Here is a 15,472-nt window from a genome sequence, read left to right as displayed (position 1 = left end):
TCTCAGCCGTGGACCTCTCAGGTCCCTCACCCGTGTCAACCGCCCGGCCCGACGCGAAAAATCCATACGTGCGATGAGAGTTCCGGGTCGCTCCCATACGCTCTGCGCATGGCTAGGCTGGGCGCATGAGTGAGCTGACCATCGCCGGCCTGCGCGTCGTGCGCGAGATAGCGCTGACGGGATCGTTCACCGCGGCGGCGCGGTTGCTCGGCTATTCCCAGCCGGCCATCTCGCGGCAGGTCGCGGCGATGGAGGCGGCCGCCGGATATCCGCTGTTCATCCGCGAGCCCCGCGGCGTACGGGTCAGCGCGGCAGGCGCCGTCGTGGTCGAACACGCGGGACGGGTTCTGGCGAGCGTCGACGCCCTGCGGCAGGATCTCGTGAGCCTGGGCGATCGGCTGGCGGGCCGCATCAAGGTGGGCGCGTTCCCGGCCGCGACCGCGGTGCTCGTCCCTCGTGCGCTCGCGAGGCTCCGCACCCGGCACCCCGCACTCGAGGTGAGCCTGAGCGAAGGCTCGACCCCGACCCTGTTGCGGCAGCTACGGGCCGGGCGCGTGGGCGTCGCCGTGATCGGCGTCGGTGCCGGCCTCCCCGAATACGATCTCGACGGCGTCCGCCACGAGGTCGTGTTCTCGGGCCGGCTCTGCGTGGCCGTGCCCTCCGGGCACCGGCTGGCCGACGCGGGCGTCGTCCCGGTGCGCGACCTGGCCGGCGAGACGTGGATCGCCGGAGAGGGCTCCACCGGCGACCCGCAGTTCCGGGCGTGGCCCACCCTGGCCGACCCCGTCATCGCGTACTCCGTCAGAGGCTGGCCCGCTCGGCTCGGACTCGTCGCCGCCGGACTGGGCATCTGCCTGGTCCCCGAGGTCGCCGCACTCTCGATACCGCCCGGTGTCACCACGATTCGTGTCGATGACCCGAACTGGCTGGGTCGCGTGACGGTCGCCGTCACCCCGCCTGAACCGACCGAGGAGGCCGCGGCAGTCGTCGATGCGCTGCGTGAAGCCGGCGACGAGATCCGCGCGCACTGAATTCAGCCGCCTTCGGTCGCCTCGGTGGTGACCGCGATCAGGGCGGGATGCCGACCGCCCTGGGCGGAGTCTCTAGTGCGGGATGCTCCGTCGCGCACGGCGTTCAACGTCTCGGCGGAAGCACTCGATCGCCGCGCGCACCTCGTACTGGGTGTCCGTCTCAGCGAGTCGGTCGAGGTAGAGCAGCCGGCGCGCCAGGCCCGGAAGGTCGACGGTGAAGTACATCGCCATCAGCGGGTTGACGAACAGCTCGCTCCCCTGGGTGCGTTCGGTGAACCGGACGTCGCCGAACTCGCCGCGGATCGCGGCGGCGATCTGGCCGTTGACGATGCTGGGCCGCATGGATGTGTGCCGCTGCGCGTGCGCGACCGCGTCGAGGTAGAGCCTCGCCTCCCGGCCGGCGCTCGGGATCGTCAACGCGCCCAGGTACGCGCCGTCGCGGTCAAGGGCGGCGAGGTTCTCCAGTACGTGGGCGTGACACACGCCGTGGTAGGCGTCGATGCCGAAACCGGCGCACGTCACCAGCCGTACGGGCACCTCCAGCCCGGCGACCGCCGCGAGGCTGGTCATGTCCTCCTCCGGGGTGCCGAGGCCGGATTCGTCGCCGCGCATCAGAATGTCGGTGCCGCCGTCGACCAGCACGACGGCGTCGATGTCCAGCCTTCGCACCAGCTCCCGGTACGCCTCGCGCAGCGGGCGCACGCCCGTGCGGGGAAAGGCGTACACCGTCGAGTGCATGCCCTGCGCGTCGAGCCAGCGCGCCAGTGTCCGCTCCGGGAAGTACCCGTCGTGCCCCCTCGTGACGGGCGTGACGGCGGCAAGATTCGGCTCGCACCAGTCATCGACGTCGATCAGGTCGAGCGCGCTGAACGACAGGTTCGCCAGCTGCACGGACTTGCCGAGATCCATCAGCGCGACCGCCAGCGGCAGCCCGGCGTAGACGTCGAAGCCGCCGCCCGCACCGGCCACCAGAACCCGGTCCGCGCCTCTCAGGGCGGCGAAGAGCGGCGGCTCGTACAGCGATGTCATGCCTCACGACCCTAGACACGTTCGAGCGTGCCAGGGATATGCCGACTGATCGGGAAAGCCTCCCCGTCCTTCGGCGGGCCGGGCCGCGCGCCGCTCCCGGTGGTGCCGTCGGGAGCGGCGCGGTGTCCGGCGTCCGGTCAGCGGTGGGACAGGGCGGGCGGCTTGGACCTCGGCTGGAACGGCAGGAAGCGCTCCGCGCGGTGGGGGCGGGCCGGGATCTCCGTCGCCTCCACGGCCAGCATGCGGTCGAAGCGGAACGCACGGACGCCCTGGCGGAGGCGGCACCAGGCCACGAGGTACCAGTGTTCGCGGTGGACCAGGCACGTCACCGGCTCCACCTCGCGGATCGTCACGTCTCCCCGCGCGTCGGCGTAGTGGAGGCGGACGACCAGCCGTGCGGTGATCGCGCCGGCGGCGGTACGGGCCCGGCGGGCGGTGGCCGGGTCGAGGGGGCTGGTCAGCGTGGCCAGCGTGGTCGCGACGACTTCGCTCGGCGCCTCCACGTCGTCGAACAGGTGCCGCAGGGCACGGCGGGCGGTGGCGGACTGGGGGCCGGCTCCGAGGTGGGCGAGCGACAGGCCCAGGGCGGCGATCTCGGCGGCGGTCAGGCTCGGACGGGTGCGGACATCGAACATCACGTTCTCGGCCATGCCTCGATCATACGTTCGACCACTGACATTTTTACGTGGCCGAACAGGCAGAACACCATGATGCCGGTGCCGGCGTGACGCAGATGCCCGGCACAGCCTGGCCCGTCCGCCGGCTGGGCAACTACCATGCCGCAATGCCATCTCGCCGGCGGCCTGGGCTCTCCCCGGCGCCTGTTCTCGCTCTCCTCGCGAGTGTGGCCACGCTGGTGTGGTGGGGATTCGTGGGTCTGGCCTCGGAGAATTTCGGCAGCGACTGTGTGCTGCTCGGCGAGTTCACCGCCGCCGGAAACCACTGCTACGCGGTGAACCAGGCGGTCAAGGCCGCCCTTCCCTGGCTGGTCCTCGGTGCGTTCGCCGGCGCGATCCTCGGTTTCTGCGTCCCGCGGCCGGTCCCGATCGCGCGGCGTGCGGCCGTGGCGGTGACGATGCTGTGCGCGGCCTCGGCGTTCGGCCTCGGGTGCTGGGCCCTGTGGCTGTCGCCGTGAGCCCCGCGGCCTTCTCCTCAGCCCGGGTGGGCGTACCGATGCTGCGCCGCGCGTACCTCCAGGCACAGCGCGCGCAGGTCGGCGCCGGGCCGGTCGAAGCCGTGGGAGGCGGCGCGCGGATCGGCGCGGCGGTGCCGCAGCGTGCTGTTGAACGCCAGGTCGAGCGAGTCGTGCAGCATGTACACGTGGTACCGGATCAGCCCGAGCGCCCGCGTACGGTACTCATCGAGCTCGGGGATGCCCACCGGCTCCTCCAGCTGCCCCGCCATCCGCACGAACGCGTACGCCAGCCGGGTCGCCTCGCGCGCCAGGCGGACGGGCACGTCGTACGGCTCGACGGCGCAGAGCCGTACGATCCGGTCGCCCTCGGGCTGGATCTCGACGGCCCAGTCGAGCACGGCGATGAGCCGGGCTAGCTCCTCCGGATAGGACGAGGCGGACATGAGGACGACCTCCGCGGCATGGGCGGCCGGCGTTAGGCCGCCGCCTCCACTCTCGTCCCTGCCGGGGCACGGGACAAGCCGAACGGAACACCCATCTCTTCGTCGGCGCACGCCCGGCCGGCCCCCCGCACACAGGCCTCGCGGATACCCCTGTCCTCTTTTTTCTACAAAACCTAGACGCAGGTCGAAGAAACTTTAGAATGATCGGAAGACCGAGCGAGGAGGAGACCATGTCCGGCTCCGAGCCACCGGTGTCGTTCCAGACCCGTCCCGACCGCTACCGTCACTGGCGGATGGAGTTCGACGGCGAGGTCGCCTACCTCGTGATGGACGTCGACGAGCAGGGCGGGCTGCGGCCCGGCTACGAGCTGAAGCTCAACTCCTACGACCTCGGGGTCGACATCGAGCTGTACGACGCCGTGCAGCGGCTGCGGTTCGAGCATCCCGAGGTGCGCGCCGTCGTCATCACGAGCGGCGACGACAAGGTGTTCTGCGCCGGAGCCAACATCCGCATGCTGGCCGCCGCCGGCCATCCCTGGAAGGTGAACTTCTGCAAGTTCACCAACGAGACCCGGTGCGGCATCGAGGACGCCTCCGAGCACTCCGGCCAGACCTACATCGCCGCGGTGAACGGCACCGCCTCCGGCGGCGGCTACGAGATCGCGCTCGCGTGCGACCGCATCCTTCTCATCGACGACCGTTCGGCGGCGGTCTCGCTGCCGGAGGTGCCGCTGCTCGGCGTCCTGCCCGGCACCGGCGGGCTCACCCGTGTCGTGGACAAGCGCCGCGTGCGCCGGGACCGGGCCGACGTCTTCGCGACCAAGCCGGAGGGGTTCAAGGGCCGCACCGCGGTCGAGTGGGGGCTGGTCGACGAGGCGGTCCCCCGCAGCAGGTTCGAGCAGACCGTACGCGAGCGCGCGCGGCAGGCCGCCGCCGAGTCGACGCGCACCGGCGAGGGCGGCGTCAGCCTCCCGATGCTCGAACCCGAGATCACCGCCGACCGGATCGTGTACCGGCACGTGACCGCCGAGCTCGACGGCGACCGCGTGACCATCACGATCCGCGCGCCGAAGGACGCGGTGCCGCCCGCGGTCGTCGACGCGGACTTCTGGCCGCTCGCCATGACCCGCGAGCTCGACGACCTCATCCTCTGGCTGCGCACCAACGAGCCCGAGCGCGGCACCTGGGTGCTCAAGACGACGGGCGACATCGACGCCGTCCTCACGCATGAGGAGGCGATGACCGGCGACAAGGACTGGCTCGCCGCCGAGATCCGCCACTACTACAAGCGGACGCTCAAGCGGCTCGACGTGACGAGCCGCAGCCTGGTCGCGCTGATCGAGCCGGGGAGCTGTTTCGCCGGCGCCCTGCTGGAGACGGCGCTCGCGTGCGACCGGCAGTACATGCTCGAGGGCGCCGAGATCGTGGTCACCGAGGCGAACTTCGGCGCGTTCCCGATGGCGAACGGCTGGAGCCGGCTGGCGTCGCGCTTCCACGGCGAGGACGAGCCGCTGCGCGACGTGCGCGGACGGCGGCTCGGCTCGGAGGAGGCCGACGAGCTCGGCCTGGTCACGCTGGCCCTCGACGACATCGACTGGGACGACGAGATCCGCATCGCGCTGGAGGAACGCGCCTCGCTCAGCCCCGACGCGCTGACCGGCATGGAGGCCAACCACCGGTTCGCCGGTCCGGAGACGCTGGAGACCAAGATCTTCGGCCGCCTCTCCGCATGGCAGAACTGGATCTTCACCCGGCCCGGCGCGTCCGGGCCCGACGGCGCCCTGAGCAAGTACGGCACCGGCGTACGAGCGACGTTCGACCGAAGAAGGACATGATGCAAGCGAGCCCGACGCAGCGAGCGGAGTGGGCGGCGCCGCGAAGCAAGCCGGCCGCGGAGCGAGTGAGGAGGGTGAGCGACCAGTGAGCACGGAGCGAGCCCGACGCAGCGAGCGGAGTGAGCGGCGCCGCGAAGCAAGCCGGCCGCGGAGCGAGTGAGGAGGGTGAGCGACCAATGAGCACCGCTGATTATCAGGAGAAGATTCCGAACAACGTCGGGCTGGCCGACGACCGGCGGTTGCAGCGGGCGCTGGAGTCGTGGCAGCCGGGGTTCCGCGACTGGTGGGCCGAGATGGGGCCCGAACTGCCGACCGAGGACGTCTACCTGCGCACCGCCGTGAACGTCGGCCGCGAGGGCTGGGCGCACTTCGGGCACGTGCCGGTGAGCGAGTACCGCTGGGGCATCTTCCTCGCCGAGCCCCGCCCCGACCGTCGCATCGCGTTCGGCGAGCACAAGGGCGAGCCGGCCTGGCAGAAGGTGCCCGGGGAGTACCGCTCGGCGCTGCAGCGCCTCATCGTGATCCAGGGCGACACCGAACCGGCGAGCGTCGAGCAGCAGCGCCGCCTCGGCTACACCGCGCCCAGCCTGTACGACCTGCGCAACCTGTTCCAGGTCAACGTCGAGGAGGGCCGTCACCTGTGGGCGATGGTCTATCTGCTGCACGCCTTCTTCGGCCGCGAGGGCCGGGAGGAGGCCGGCGAACTGCTGCGCCGCAACTCCGGCAGCGAGGACTCCCCGCGCATCCTGGGCGCGTTCAACGAGGAGACGCCCGACTGGCTGTCGTTCTTCATGTTCACCTACTTCACCGACCGGGACGGCAAGTACCAGCTCGGCACGCTGAAGGAGAGCGGCTTCGACCCGCTGTCGCGCACGTGTGAGTTCATGCTCAAGGAGGAGGCCCACCACATGTTCGTGGGCACCACGGGCGTCGACCGCGTCGTCGGGCGCACCGCGCGGCTGATGGTCGAGCACGACACCGACGACGCCGGGCCGTACGGCGCGATCCCGCTGAACGTCATCCAGAAGTACCTGAACTTCCACTACAGCGTCAGCCTGGACCTGTTCGGCGGCGAGACCTCCACGAACGTCGCCAACTACTTCTCCGCCGGGCTCAAGGGCCGCTGGCAGGAGGAACGCCGCAAGGACGACCACCGGCTCACCGACCGGGGCGCGTACGTGGACGCCGTCGAGGACGGCCGGCCGGCGCGCGTGGAGGTCGAGGCGCTGACCGCGCTCAACACCGACCTGCGGAACGAGTACATCGCCGACTGCGAGAGCGGCGTCAAACGCTGGAACCGCATCCTCGCCGACGCCGGTCTCCCCCACCGGCTCGCCCTGCCGGACCGCGCGTTCAACCGGTACGTCGGGGCGTTCGCCGGGATCAACGCCTCGCCCACCGGCGAGGTGCTGACGGACGCCGAATGGGAGGCGCGCAAGGCCGCCTGGCTCCCCACCGACGCGGACAAGGCGTTCGTCGCGTCCCTCATGCATCCGGTGTACGAGCCGGGTAAGATCGCAAGTTGGCTCGAACCCCCGCGTAACGGAATCAACGGCAAGCCGTTCGACTACGAATACGTTCACTTCCTCTAAAAGGGCGTGGTCCGGTGTTCAACGCCTCCACTTACCTCGTCGACCGGCATGTCGAGTCCGGCGGCGGCGACCGTACGGCGGTGACCGGGCCCGGGGGGACCCTCACCTACGCGGAGCTGCTCGACCGGGTCCGGCACATGGCCTCGGGCCTGCGCGAGCTGGGCGTACGGCCCGAAGAGCGCGTCATGATCTTCATGCCGGACTCCCCCGACATGCTCGCGCTCATCCTCGGCGCGATGCGGATCGGCGCGGTGCCCGTCCCCGTGTCGACCATGATGACCGCGCACGACCTCGGCGGAGTGCTGCGCGACTCGCGGGCCCGCGTGCTGGCGGCCGGCGCGGAGTTCGCCGCCGCCGCGGAGGAGGCCGCCGCGTCAGCGCCCGACCTCGCGGTGTTCGCCCTCACCGGAGAGACGCCGCCGCGGGCGCCGGCCTGGGCGCAGAGCCACCTGCTGAGCAAGATCGCCGAAAGCGACGGCGCCGGCGACCCGTACCCGACGAGCCCGGACTCCACCGCGCTGTGGCTCTACACCTCCGGCACCACCGGCCTGCCCAAGGGCGCGATCCACCGGCACGCGTCGATCCGGTCGGTCTGCGAGACGTACGGCGCGCGGGTGCTGGGCATCCGGCCGGACGACCGCTGCCTGTCCGTGCCCAAGCTGTTCTTCGCCTACGGCATCGGCAACTCCTGCTTCTTCCCGCTCTCCGCGGGAGCGTCGGCGGTCCTCGAACCGGCCCGCCCGACGCCCGCCGGCATCGCCGAGCGGCTGCTCGCCGAACGCCCCACGCTGTTCTTCGGCGTGCCGACCTTCTACGCCGCGCTGCTGTCCGCCGACCTGCCGCCGGAGACGTTCTCCTCCGTACGGCAGGCGGTCTCGGCGGGCGAGCCGCTGCCCGCGCCGATCTTCCGGCGGTTCGCCGAGCGGTTCGGCGTGGAGATCCTCGACGGCATCGGGGCGACGGAGGCGCTGCACATCTTCGTCTCCAACCGTCCCGGCGAGGTGCGTCCCGGCTCGACCGGCCTGCCGGTGCCGGGCTACGACGTGCGGATCGTCGACGACGCCGGCGCCGACGTCTCGTACGGCACTCCGGGGCATCTCATGGTGCGCGGCGACTCGATCGCGACCGGCTACTGGTGCCGTACCGAGGTCACGCGCCGCGTGTTCCAGGGCGAGTGGCTGCGCACCGGCGACACCTACGTCGCCGACGAGGACGGCTCGCTGCGGTTCCTCGGCCGCTCCGACGACATGATCAAGGCGGCGGGCATCTGGGTCTCGCCGAGCGAGGTGGAGGCGCGCCTGCTGGAGCATCCGGACGTCGCGCAGGCCGTGGTGGTCGCGATGCCCGACGGCGACGGCCTGGACAAACCGGTCGCCGGCATCGTACGCGCCGAGGGCGCGGCGGTGACCGAGGAGGAGATCATCGCGTTCTGCCGCGAGGGGCTGGCGGCGTTCAAGCGCCCGCGCGCGGTGCTGTTCCTCGACTCGCTGCCGACCACCGCGACCGGCAAGGTCCAGCGGTACGTCCTGCGCGACGCGTTGCGGGAGCGCGGCTTCACGCCCTGACGGTTCGCACGCGTGTTTGACCCTGTCTCCTCCGGGGAGTCTGGCTGCAGACTTCAGGAGGTAGGGAGCATGACCGCACAGGGTGCGCGCTTCAAGGTCACGGGCAGCCGGGTGTCATCCAGCGGCGCGTTCCGCGCGCTCGGCCGCGCCGGGCTGGCCGCGCGTGGCGTCATCTACATCATCGTCGGCGTGCTGGCGGTCCAGATCGCCTTCGGCAAGGGTGGCAAGGAGGCCGACCGGCAGGGGGCGCTGCAGACCGTCGCCCGGACGCCCGGCGGCACGGTCCTGCTCTGGCTGCTGGCGGTCGGCCTGGCGGGCATGGCGATCTGGCGCTTCAGCGAGGCGGTCTGGGGCCAGTCCGCGCCCGAGGGCGACAAGGCCACCAAGCGCCTGTCCTCCCTCGCCCGCGGTGTGTTCTACACCGTGGTCTGCGCGAGCACGGTCGCCTTCACGGTCGGCGCGGGCGGGCCGGGCTCCAGCGACAAGAAGAGCAAGGACTGGACCGGCAAGGCGATGCACGACCTGCCGGCCGGCCGCTGGCTCGTGCTCATCGCCGGGCTCGGGCTGGTCGCCATCGGCGTCGGCATCGCCGTCGCCGCGCTCCGGACCAAGTTCGAGAAGAAGCTGCGCACCCACGAGATGAGCCCCGGCGTCCGCAGGGCGGTCACGACGGTGGGCGTCATCGGCAAGTCCACCCGTGCGCTCGTGTACGCGGCGGCGGGCGGGTTCATCGCCTACGCGGCCATCACGTTCGACGCGGACAAGGCCAAGGGCGTGGACGGCACGCTGCGGCAGTTCTCGCACACCGGAGCCGGGCCGTGGCTGCTGGTCCTGGTCGCGTTCGGCCTCATCGTGTTCGGCGTGTACTCCTTCTGTGAGGCGCGCTGGCGCCGCGTCTGACCCGTGGGCCCCGCCCGTACGGCCGAGATCGGCGGCGGCGGTAAGCCGGCGAGAGGGGGTTTCCCGTCTCCCACCGTGGCCCTGTTCCCGGCTTCGCCGACTTTCCGGCGATGGCGGTGTTTGTGTCGTCTTACACAGAGGAAGCTGAAGCCAGGCACTCGGCATGACCTCACGGAGGAGACGATGACACAGACCGCCCTACCGGCGCGGACGGAGGCCCGCGGCACCCTGCTCGACGTCGTTCCGGCCACGCAGCGTGCCGAACTGCTCCGGCTCGGCACGCTGCGGCACTACGAAGCCGGTAGCGTCCTGCTGCGCGAAGGCGAGCGATCGACGCACGTCCTGCTCTTCCTCAGCGCGGTGGCCAAGGTCACCGCGAGCCTGGAGAACGGCCGCATGGCCCTTCTCGGCATCCGGGTCACCGGCGACATCGTGGGCGAGATGGCGGCGATCGACGGCGGGCCGCGCTCGGCCACCGTCACGCTCTGCGGGGCGGGAGTCCTCCGGGTCATCGGCCGCGGCGAGTTCGTGGAGTTCCTGCGCTCCTGCCCGGACGCCCACATCGCGGTGTCGGGCATGATCAGCCGGAGGCTCCGCTGGGCGAACCGCCGGCGGGTGGACTTCAACGGCTACTCCAGCCGGATCCGGCTCGCCCGCGTCCTCGTCGAGCTGGCCGAGGCCTACGGGCACAGCGCTCTGGACGGCATCACCTTCGACGTCGGCCTGACCCAGGAGGAGCTGGGCGCCTTCGTCGGCGCGGACACCGACACCATCGGCAAGGAGGTGCGCAAGCTGCGGTCGCAGGAGGTCATTCGCACGGGCTACGGGAGCATCATGATCTGCGACCTGACCGCGCTGAAGAACATCGCCCGCATGCCGGACCAGTGAGCGAAGATGATCAGTGATACCCGTCTGGTCTACCGCCTCCTGGTCGCGGTGGACGTCGAGAGGTACAGCACGCGCAGCGCGATGGAGCAGTTGCGCGCCCAGACGGATCTGCGGCACGTGCTGGACGCCGCCGCGTCGCGCGCCGGGCTCGACCGGGGGCTGTGGCACAAGCAGGTCCGGGGCGACGGTGAGCTCGCCGTGCTGCCGCCCGAGGTCGACGTGCCCGGAGCGGTCGGCGCGTTCGTCCAGGGGCTGGAGACGGCCCTGTCGGACCTGAACGACGCGCGCGTCGGGCAGGCGTCTCTGCGGCTGCGCCTCGCCCTGCACCACGGCACGCTCGCCCCCGGGCCGTTCGGCCCGATCGGTGACGCTCCGATCGTGGTCAGCCGGCTTCTCGACGCCGGACCGGTACGCGAGGTGCTCGCCGGCCGGCGACACGGCGACCTGGGTCTGGTGGTCTCGGACACGCTTTTCCAGGATGTCGTGCGAACGGGGTTCTGCTCGCTCGCCCCGGACGACTTCTCGCCGATGAGGATCACCGTGAAGGGCATGTCCTACCGGGGGTACGTCCGCCGGCCGAGAGTGGTGGCCGCCGACGCGACGGTGGTCGCCCTCTCCCCGCGGCGGATCGAGGCTCAGCACCACCTTGAGGTGAAGACCAGAAGCGAGGACTGACCGGCGTCCGGTGGTCCGCTGCGCTCCGTACCGGACGCCGGTCAGTCGAGGTGGTAGACGCGCAGGGCGTTGCCGCCCAGGGCCAGTGCGGCGGTCTCCTCGTCCGGGCACAGCTTGGCGACAGCACGGGCGTTCGACGCGATCCCCGGGACTCCGGGCCAGTCGGTGCCGAAGATGAAGCGACGGCTCAGCCGGGCGAAGTCGTGCCGCGCGTAGTACTCGGGCAGGCGTCTCGGGGGCAGGCCCGACAGTTCGATCCACACGGTCTCGCGGGACAGGGCCAGGAAGGCCGCCGCGTCGTACCACCAGCCGCGCCCGCCGTGGGCGAGGACGAGATTCAGCGTCGGAAAGTCCCGCAGCACCTCATCGAGCAGCACCGGGTCGGCGTAGGAGTTCATCGACCCGGGGAAGCTGCTCGTGCCGCAGTGGACGACGACCGGCACGCCGCGGTCGCGGCACACCTCGTACGCCGGGTACAGCGCGCGCTCGTTGGCCGGGAAGCCGCCGTGCACCGGGTGCAGCTTCAGCGCGACGGCCCCGAGGCCGAGCTGACGCTCGACCTCCTCCGCGACCGGGAAGTGCAGGTGGGGGTTGAGGTTGGCGACCGGCCGCATGCGCGCCGGGTCGTGGGCGGCGAGCGGCAGCAGGTCCTCGATGGGCTGGATCCCGGTCGCCTTCGGGCTGTACTCGCTGAACATGAGCACGACGTCGACGCCCTCGGCGTCCAGCAGCTCACCGAACCGCGCGGGCACCACGGCGCCCTCCTCGTCGTACACCCGGCCCAGCACCTCGGCGTCGCCGAAGTCGGCCGCCCAGTCGTGCCAGGCGCGTTTCAGCGTCGGCAGCCGCGCCGGATGTGTATGGGCATCGACGAGAACATGACCATCGAGCACGAAGCCGTCCGTTCGTTGACAGCGAGTTTTTACTTAGGGGCCATGATGCATGACGCCTCTGTAGAGTGACACGGGTGACCGCCACCCGCCCCACGCTGACCCGGCGCCATGCGGTGGGCGAGACGAGTGCGCGTTCCCTGCTGCTGACGGTCCTCGGTGAGTTCGTCCTGCCGCGGGAGGCCCCGGTCTGGACCGCCACGATCGTCGAGATGCTCGACAGTCTCGGGGTGGAGGAGAAGTCGGCGCGCCAGGCCCTCGCGCGCACGGCGGGCGACGGATGGCTGTCCTCCGAGCGCGTGGGGCGCAGCGTGCGCTGGTCCCTGACGCCGTCCGGCCGGCGGCTGCTCAGCGAGGGCGCCGAGCGCATCTACGCCTTCGGCACCCCGCCTCCCGCCTGGGACGGCGTCTGGCTGATCCTCTACGTCTCGGTTCCCGAGTCCAAGCGCCGGCTCCGGCACCGGCTCCGTACGAAGCTGACCTGGGCGGGCTTCGGCTCGCCGGGCCCGGGCATGTGGATCTCGCCGATGCCGGCGCGCGAGCCGGAGGTCCTGTCGGTCGTGAAGGGGCTCGGCCTCGACCAGGGCGCCATGTCGTTCACCGCCCGGTTCGCCGCGGTCGGCAGCGAACACGAGATGGTGCGGCGGGCGTGGGACCTCGACGCCGTCGCCGCGCAGTACGCCGCCTTCGTCGAGACGTTCGGCGGTCTGGAGCCCGCCTCGGCGCACGACACGATGCTCGCCCAGACGCGCCTCGTGCACGCGTGGCGGCGGTTCCCGTTCCTCGATCCCCGGCTGCCGGCCGCGTTGCTGCCCGAGGGCTGGATCGGCGACCAGGCGCGCCGGCTTTTCGCCGACCGGCACACCGAATGGTCCGAGGTCGCGCAGAACCGCTGGTGCGAGCTGACCGGCCGGTAGCGCCCGCGAGAGCCACGGGCCGAGCCGATCCCTCGCGATTCCCGCAGCGGCTCCTCGAAAACGCCGTGCGAACGATGCGGCGAGCTGACGGCCCGGTGCGCTAACACCGGGTCACGAGCCGTGCGGGGTCGTCCAGGACCCGTTCCACCACCAGGGACGCCGCGCCCAGGGCGGCGGCGTCGCCGCCGAGGCGCGACACCGTGATCCGCGGCGGCGAACGCCGGACGAGGCCCGCCCCGCCGGCCAGCGCCGCCTCCGTCGCGGGGCGCGCCCACGGGGCGAGGCCGGAGAAGATGCCGCCGAGCACGATCGTGTCCGGGTCGAGCAGGTTCACCGCCGTGGCCAGGGCCTGTCCGAGCGCCTCCCCCGCCCGGCGTACGGCGGCCAGCGCCCGCTCGTCGCCGCGTTCCAGCCGGGCGACCAACGCCGACAGCGGGCCGTCCGGGCTCGCCGAAGACGTCGCGGTGGCCGCGGTCATGCCCGCTCCGCGCAGGATCGCCTCCTGCCCGGCGACCTGTTCGAGGCAGCCGCGCCCGCCGCAGGCGCACGGCGGTCCGCCCGGGTCGACCACGACGTGGCCGAGCTCGCCGGCGAAGCCGTGCGCGCCGCGGAACACCCGCCCGTCCACGACGATGCCCGCGCCGATGCCGATCTCCCCCGACACGTGCACGTACGAACCCAGCGCCGGGCCGTCGCCGAACCACAGCTCGCCGAGCGCGGCGAGGTTCGCCTCGTTGTCGTAGTCGGCGGGCAGCGGGAGCCCGGGCAGACCGGCGTCCAGCAGCTCGCCGGCCGCCACGTCGTCCCAGCCGAGGTTGGGCGCGCTGCGCACCAGCCCCCCGCCCTGGTCGAGCGTGCCGGGCAGCGCCACGACCGCGCCCGCCACCGACAGCCCCTGTTCGCCCGCGGCGGAGATCGCGCGGGCGGCGAGGCCGGTCAGCGCGGCGATGACGCGTTCGGGGGCGCGGTCGCGGTTGTCGGCGGCGACGATGTGGCGGTGCCGGATCCGGCGGCCGAGGTCGAGCACGCACGCGGCCAGGTAGTCGACGTTGATCTCCAGTCCGAGGCCGGCGACGCGGTCGCCGTTGACCGAGACCGCGGTCGCCGGACGGCCGCGCTCGCCGTCGCGTACGGGCCCGTCCTCGCGCACCAGCCCGGCGCCGGCCAGCGACGCGACGAGGCTGGACACGGTCGTCTTGGTGAAGCCGGTCGCCTCGGCGAGGCGGGCACGGCTGACCGGCTGGCGGCGGGCGATCTCGCCGAGCACCACGGCCAGGTTGCGTTCGCGCATGGTGCCGTGGCGCAGGGGCGCTTGGCGCATCGTCAAAGACTAATCCCGTTCGGCCAGACATGTTGACACTCTGGGCCTGCGCGCTTTAATTAGTCCAGGTCGCGTACGAATTAAGGAGTCAGCATGTCGAGTACGTTCCAGCCCACGCGCGAGGACCGGTTCACCTTCGGTCTCTGGACCGTCGGCTGGCCGGCGCGCGACCCGTTCGGCGACGCCACGCGGCCACCGCTCGACCCGGTGGAGTCCGTGCATCGGCTGGCCGAGCTCGGCGCGTACGGCGTGACCTTCCACGACGACGACCTCCTCGCCGTCGAGCCGGACCGCGACCGGGCGATCGCCTCCTTCCGCAAGGCCCTCGACGAGACCGGCCTCGTCGTGCCGATGGCGACCACCAACCTGTTCACCCACCCGGTGTTCAAGGACGGCGCCTTCACCTCCAACGACCGCGACATCCGGCGCTACGCGATCCGCAAGGTGATGCGCAACCTCGACCTGGCCGCCGAGCTGGGCGCGAAGACCTATGTGTTCTGGGGCGGCCGTGAGGGCGCCGAGTCCGAGGCCGCCAAGGACGTACGGGCCGCGCTCGACCGGTTCCGCGAGGCGATCGACACGCTGGCCTCCTACTCCACCGAGCGCGGCTACGGCATCCGGTTCGCGCTGGAGCCCAAGCCGAACGAGCCGCGCGGCGACATCCTGCTGCCCACGGTCGGCCACGCGCTGGCGTTCATCGGCTCGCTGGAGCACGCCGACATGGTCGGCCTCAACCCCGAGGTCGGGCACGAGCAGATGGCCGGGCTCAACTTCGTGCACGCCATCGGCCAGGCGCTGTGGCACGGCAAGCTCTTCCACATCGACCTCAACGGCCAGCACGGCAACAAGTACGACCAGGACCTGGTCTTCGGGCACGGCGACCTGAAGAACGCCTTCTTCCTCGTCGACCTGCTGGAGAACGGCGGGTACGACGGGCCGCGCCACTTCGACTACAAGCCGACCCGCACCGAGGACATCTCGGGCGTGTGGGCGAGCGCGGAGGCGAACATGCGCACGTACCTCATCCTCAAGGAGCGCGCCCGCGCCTTCCGCGCCGACCCGGAGGTCCAGGAGGCGCTCGCGGCCTCGCGCGTGGACCAGCTGTCCGTGCCCACGCTCGAGCCCGGCGAGACGTTCGACTCCCTCGCGGCCGACGACTTCGACCTGGACGCCGCGGCGGCGCGCGGCTACCACTACGAGCGCCTCGACCAGCTCGCCGTCGAGCACATCCTCGGCGCACGGAGCTAGTGA

15 protein-coding genes are annotated in these 15,472 nt (G+C 71.7%); 10 read left to right on the top strand and 5 right to left on the bottom strand.

Annotated elements, in window-relative coordinates:
- Positions 1-125: 125 nt before the first annotated feature.
- Positions 126-1,031, top strand: a complete 906-nt coding sequence (locus tag OG417_RS22065; protein ID WP_329259148.1) for a LysR family transcriptional regulator — start codon at positions 126-128, stop codon at positions 1,029-1,031.
- Between the two features lie 72 nt (positions 1,032-1,103).
- Here the strand turns inward: OG417_RS22065 and OG417_RS22060 are convergent, their stop codons facing one another.
- Positions 1,104-2,060: a DUF1152 domain-containing protein gene (locus OG417_RS22060; RefSeq protein ID WP_329259144.1), complete on the bottom strand. Its 957-nt coding sequence runs from the start codon at positions 2,058-2,060 to the stop codon at positions 1,104-1,106.
- Between the two features lie 137 nt (positions 2,061-2,197).
- Positions 2,198-2,710, bottom strand: coding sequence for a helix-turn-helix transcriptional regulator (locus tag OG417_RS22055; protein WP_329259141.1), 513 nt, complete (start codon positions 2,708-2,710; stop codon positions 2,198-2,200).
- A gap of 194 nt (positions 2,711-2,904) precedes the next feature.
- Here OG417_RS22055 and OG417_RS22050 point away from each other — a divergent pair, with 194 nt between their 5' ends.
- Complete coding sequence (locus OG417_RS22050) at positions 2,905-3,195, top strand: hypothetical protein (RefSeq protein WP_329259138.1); 291 nt, start codon at positions 2,905-2,907, stop codon at positions 3,193-3,195.
- A 17-nt stretch (positions 3,196-3,212) separates the two neighbouring features.
- On the opposite strand, the gene OG417_RS22045 is transcribed toward OG417_RS22050, so the two are convergent.
- Positions 3,213-3,638 carry a hypothetical protein gene (locus OG417_RS22045; RefSeq protein WP_329259135.1) on the bottom strand — a complete coding sequence of 142 codons (426 nt, stop codon included), beginning with the start codon at positions 3,636-3,638 and terminating at the stop codon, positions 3,213-3,215.
- 230 nt (positions 3,639-3,868) lie between these two features.
- Between OG417_RS22045 and boxC the strand changes: the two genes are divergently transcribed.
- The 6 genes from boxC (at position 3,869) to OG417_RS22015 (ending at position 11,093) form a co-directional block, all read left to right on the top strand.
- A complete protein-coding gene (gene boxC / locus OG417_RS22040) occupies positions 3,869-5,473 on the top strand; it encodes a 2,3-epoxybenzoyl-CoA dihydrolase (protein ID WP_329259132.1) in 1,605 nt (534 codons plus the stop codon).
- Between the two features lie 176 nt (positions 5,474-5,649).
- The gene (gene boxB, locus OG417_RS22035; RefSeq protein WP_329259130.1) at positions 5,650-7,065 is read left to right on the top strand and encodes a benzoyl-CoA 2,3-epoxidase subunit BoxB; all 1,416 of its coding nucleotides are present in this window, start codon (positions 5,650-5,652) and stop codon (positions 7,063-7,065) included.
- A gap of 14 nt (positions 7,066-7,079) precedes the next feature.
- Positions 7,080-8,630, top strand: coding sequence for a benzoate-CoA ligase family protein (locus OG417_RS22030; RefSeq protein WP_329259127.1), 1,551 nt, complete (start codon positions 7,080-7,082; stop codon positions 8,628-8,630).
- Between the two features lie 69 nt (positions 8,631-8,699).
- Entirely contained in the window at positions 8,700-9,530 is an 831-nt protein-coding gene (locus OG417_RS22025; RefSeq protein WP_329259124.1) for a DUF1206 domain-containing protein, read from the top strand.
- 183 nt (positions 9,531-9,713) lie between these two features.
- Positions 9,714-10,418 (top strand): Crp/Fnr family transcriptional regulator, encoded by a 705-nt coding sequence (locus OG417_RS22020; protein ID WP_329259121.1) that lies wholly within the window; start codon positions 9,714-9,716, stop codon positions 10,416-10,418.
- 6 nt (positions 10,419-10,424) lie between these two features.
- Positions 10,425-11,093, top strand: a complete 669-nt coding sequence (locus OG417_RS22015; RefSeq protein ID WP_329259119.1) for a hypothetical protein — start codon at positions 10,425-10,427, stop codon at positions 11,091-11,093.
- Positions 11,094-11,134: 41 nt separating this feature from the next.
- Here OG417_RS22015 and OG417_RS22010 read toward each other — a convergent pair whose 3' ends face one another.
- A complete protein-coding gene (locus tag OG417_RS22010) occupies positions 11,135-11,986 on the bottom strand; it encodes an amidohydrolase family protein (RefSeq protein WP_329259116.1) in 852 nt (283 codons plus the stop codon).
- A gap of 74 nt (positions 11,987-12,060) precedes the next feature.
- On the opposite strand from OG417_RS22010, the gene OG417_RS22005 reads away from it, so the two are divergent.
- Positions 12,061-12,900, top strand: coding sequence for a PaaX family transcriptional regulator (locus tag OG417_RS22005; protein WP_329259113.1), 840 nt, complete (start codon positions 12,061-12,063; stop codon positions 12,898-12,900).
- A gap of 100 nt (positions 12,901-13,000) precedes the next feature.
- Here OG417_RS22005 and OG417_RS22000 read toward each other — a convergent pair whose 3' ends face one another.
- Entirely contained in the window at positions 13,001-14,221 is a 1,221-nt protein-coding gene (locus OG417_RS22000; RefSeq protein ID WP_329259110.1) for an ROK family transcriptional regulator, read from the bottom strand.
- Between the two features lie 93 nt (positions 14,222-14,314).
- On the opposite strand from OG417_RS22000, the gene xylA reads away from it, so the two are divergent.
- Entirely contained in the window at positions 14,315-15,469 is a 1,155-nt protein-coding gene (xylA, locus tag OG417_RS21995; protein WP_329259107.1) for a xylose isomerase, read from the top strand.
- The last annotated feature ends 3 nt before the right edge of the window (positions 15,470-15,472 follow it).

Origin of the sequence: Actinoallomurus sp. NBC_01490 (assembly GCF_036227085.1) — a bacterium.
Taxonomy (GTDB): domain Bacteria; phylum Actinomycetota; class Actinomycetes; order Streptosporangiales; family Streptosporangiaceae; genus Actinoallomurus; species Actinoallomurus oryzae.
This window is presented reverse-complemented; position numbering and strand designations above follow the sequence as displayed.